This is a genomic window from Deinococcus sp. (assembly GCF_025362455.1).
Lineage (GTDB): Bacteria > Deinococcota > Deinococci > Deinococcales > Deinococcaceae > Deinococcus.
In genome coordinates this window covers 1-2,666 of record NZ_JANYGJ010000059.1, presented here as the reverse complement: position 1 = coordinate 2,666, position 2,666 = coordinate 1, and the positions used below count along the sequence as shown (strand labels likewise).

Annotated in this window: 3 protein-coding genes; all 3 read right to left on the bottom strand. The window is 58.3% G+C overall.

The genetic code is table 11. The features are described from left to right. Positions 1–1,200, bottom strand: a 1,200-nt coding sequence (locus Q0R23_RS04305; protein ID WP_293910728.1) for a hypothetical protein, incomplete at its 3' end; no start/stop codon positions are given. Between the two features lie 65 nt (positions 1,201–1,265). Next, positions 1,266–2,483, bottom strand: coding sequence for a hypothetical protein (locus tag Q0R23_RS04300; RefSeq protein ID WP_293910726.1), 1,218 nt, complete (start codon positions 2,481–2,483; stop codon positions 1,266–1,268). Next, on the bottom strand, positions 2,480–2,666 hold a 187-nt coding region (locus Q0R23_RS04295; RefSeq protein WP_293910724.1), incomplete at its 5' end, for a hypothetical protein. The genes Q0R23_RS04295 and Q0R23_RS04300, both read right to left, overlap by 4 nt.

The following is a 2,666-nucleotide window of genomic DNA, read 5'->3' as shown; positions in this document are numbered from 1 at the left end:
TTTGACCTGATAGCTGCCGCATTTTTTGAGCGGCGCACCGGGAATCAGGGCGCGGGTGCAGTCGAGCCGGTCAAAACCCCAGCGCCAGTCGTATGAAGAGTAACCGGACTTGCTCAGGTACAGGGGCCGCTCACCCAGATAGACGCCCTGAAGCCCCCCGGAGCCGCCCGGCGGCGGCGCAGCCCTGACGCGGGCGGGTTGCAGATACGTTTCGGCGGTCTCGGCGGCCTGCATCATCTGGGTGGGCGATTTGCGAACAGTGGAACCTTTACGGTGGCATTCGACGGTGTTGATCCAGTCGCCCCGGCCCTGTGTATCCAGAATGACGACCAGGCGACCATCCTTGCCGGTTTTGTAGTAGTTGGGCTTGTCGTCAGAGGTGGTGTAGCTTCGCTCGAAACGGCCATTGTAGTCGCCGTAACCGCCCGTTTTCCAGTCGATCTGATTGACGTTGGCCTCGTTATTGAAGTAAGTGACGTAGCGGCCCATCGTCTTCGGCCAGTCGAGCGGTGAGGAGGGCAATTCGATGCTGGTTTTGCTTTCATACGAATACTCACCGTTGGCAAACAGATCGAAGGTGCCCCAGGGCGCGGCACTGTTCTTGGGCACCGAGTCGTATTTGAGGGCGAACGCTTCCCCACTGGCCGTCCGCACCACGTATTTGGTGCAGTCGTAGTGGCCGCTCTCCAGCTTGAGCGTGCCCGCAGCGGTTGAACTGCCGCTCTGTGGCGGCATCGTTGTGGCCGCAGGTGTTCCACTCATGGTCTGAGCCAACTGGGCAATTTCAGCTTTGTACTTCTGGCCCACCTGGGTTGCCGGGTCTTTAAGCAGTCCAGGCAACTGGCCGCAATAGTTGGCTTCTTTTCCTGCCGCCGACTGCTTGACCTTTACGAGCATTTTGGACCGAATCGCCGAGAGCGAGTCTGACACCGACGGCAGCTTCCGGGTAAATGTGACCGTCAGGCTTTCGATCTGGGCCATGTTGTTGGCCGTTTTCCAGGCGCCCAGGGCGGCGGTATTGGCGGCCTTGCTGGCGGGTACGGCACCGTCGCAAAACCCCTTGACGGTAGCGACGTAACTCACCACCGTGTAGACCTTCACGAAGTCGCTGGATAACTGTTCACTGTCCTGGGCGCGGGCCAGGCTCGAAGCTCCCACGATCAAACCCAAGAAAAAGAGTAGGGTCGTCCGTAACTTCATGGGGGTTCTCCTTGCTCTCGTCATCAACTTCGCTGTCGTCATCCACTTCCGAGTCAGGCACACCTTCAACATTCGCCGCCGCCCCACCAATAGGTGCCCTTGAAGAACACATCGCGTAGTTTGGTTTTACTGCAAACTTCGGACACGCCAAACACGAATCTTGAGACCGTTCCATCAGCGAATTTTATGGTGAGAGCATAGCCCTCGATGTTGTACTTGCCGGTACTTTCGCTGGTGCTGGGAGTGGTTGCTGCATAGCCCGACCCATCGCCGTTGGTGGTGACCGTGCTGCTTGAGCCGCCGCCAGTGACGCCGACATCGCCACCGCCGCCAGCCGTTTTGCCCGCAATCCCCGCGTAGCCGAAATAACTGAAGGTGCCATCAGATTTGAACCCGATACTTCTTCCGGAATACGTTCCACCACTCCCGCTGCTGTCAGAGCCGTACGAGCGGTTAAGGGTGAAGCCCTTGCTGAAGGGCAGGATTTTCCAAGCATCCTTAAGTGTCTGTTCCAGCTCAGCGCGGGACTTCCATTTCTTGGGTTCTGTGCGCTTGGACAGCGCCGCATTGAAATCTTCAGGTGGGAAGCCCCAGTAGTAGGAGTAAACGCTGCCGTCACGCAGGGCCAGGTAGGTGTCTTCGTCTACTTTGAGATAGCTGTTGCCAAAACCGTCCATCTTCATTTGCTGCTTGCGGACGTAGTACAGCCCCTCGATCTGGCTGAGCTTGAGCCCCGCGCCAGGTTTGGTCTTGAATTCTGCCCCCTTCACGGCGGTTGCCGATCCGGCAGGCGGAGTGGTGCTTGAGCTGCCGCTCTGTGCCGTCGTTGTGGCCGTAGGTGTTCCGCTCACCACCTGAGCCAACTGGGCAATTTCGGCTTTGTATTTCTGGCCCACCTGGGTATCCGGGTTTTTCAGCAGCCCTGGCAACTGAGCGCAAAAGGCGGCTTCCCGGCCCGCCGCCGACTGCTTGATCCTTACGAGCATCTTGGAGCGAATCGCCGAGAGCGAGTCTGACACCACGGGAAACTTCTGAATAAATTTGACTGTTATGTTTTCAAACTGACTGGTGTTGTTGGCCTTCTTCCAACTATCGAGAGCAGCGGCGTTGCTGGCCTTGCTGGCGGGTACGGCACCATCGCAGTAACCCTTGACCGTCGCCACGTAGCTGACCACCGTATAGATGTTGACAAAGTTGTTAGAGAGCGTTTCGGCGTCCTGGGCACGGACTGGAGCAGACAGCACCACCAGCAGCCCAAGGCAGAAAGACATCCGCGCTTTCATTCGGCGGCCAGCTTCTCTAGCTTGGCCTGATCGAGTCCAAACTGCTCCAGAACGGCCAGCGCAGACTTTCTGGCGGCTTGAGGACTGCGCCGGTTCTGCTCAACAATCCTCTGGGCTTCCCAGGCCAGGTACTCCGACATCTGCTGTTTCACCGTGTCGCTGGAGCGTGCGAACACCTTGCCC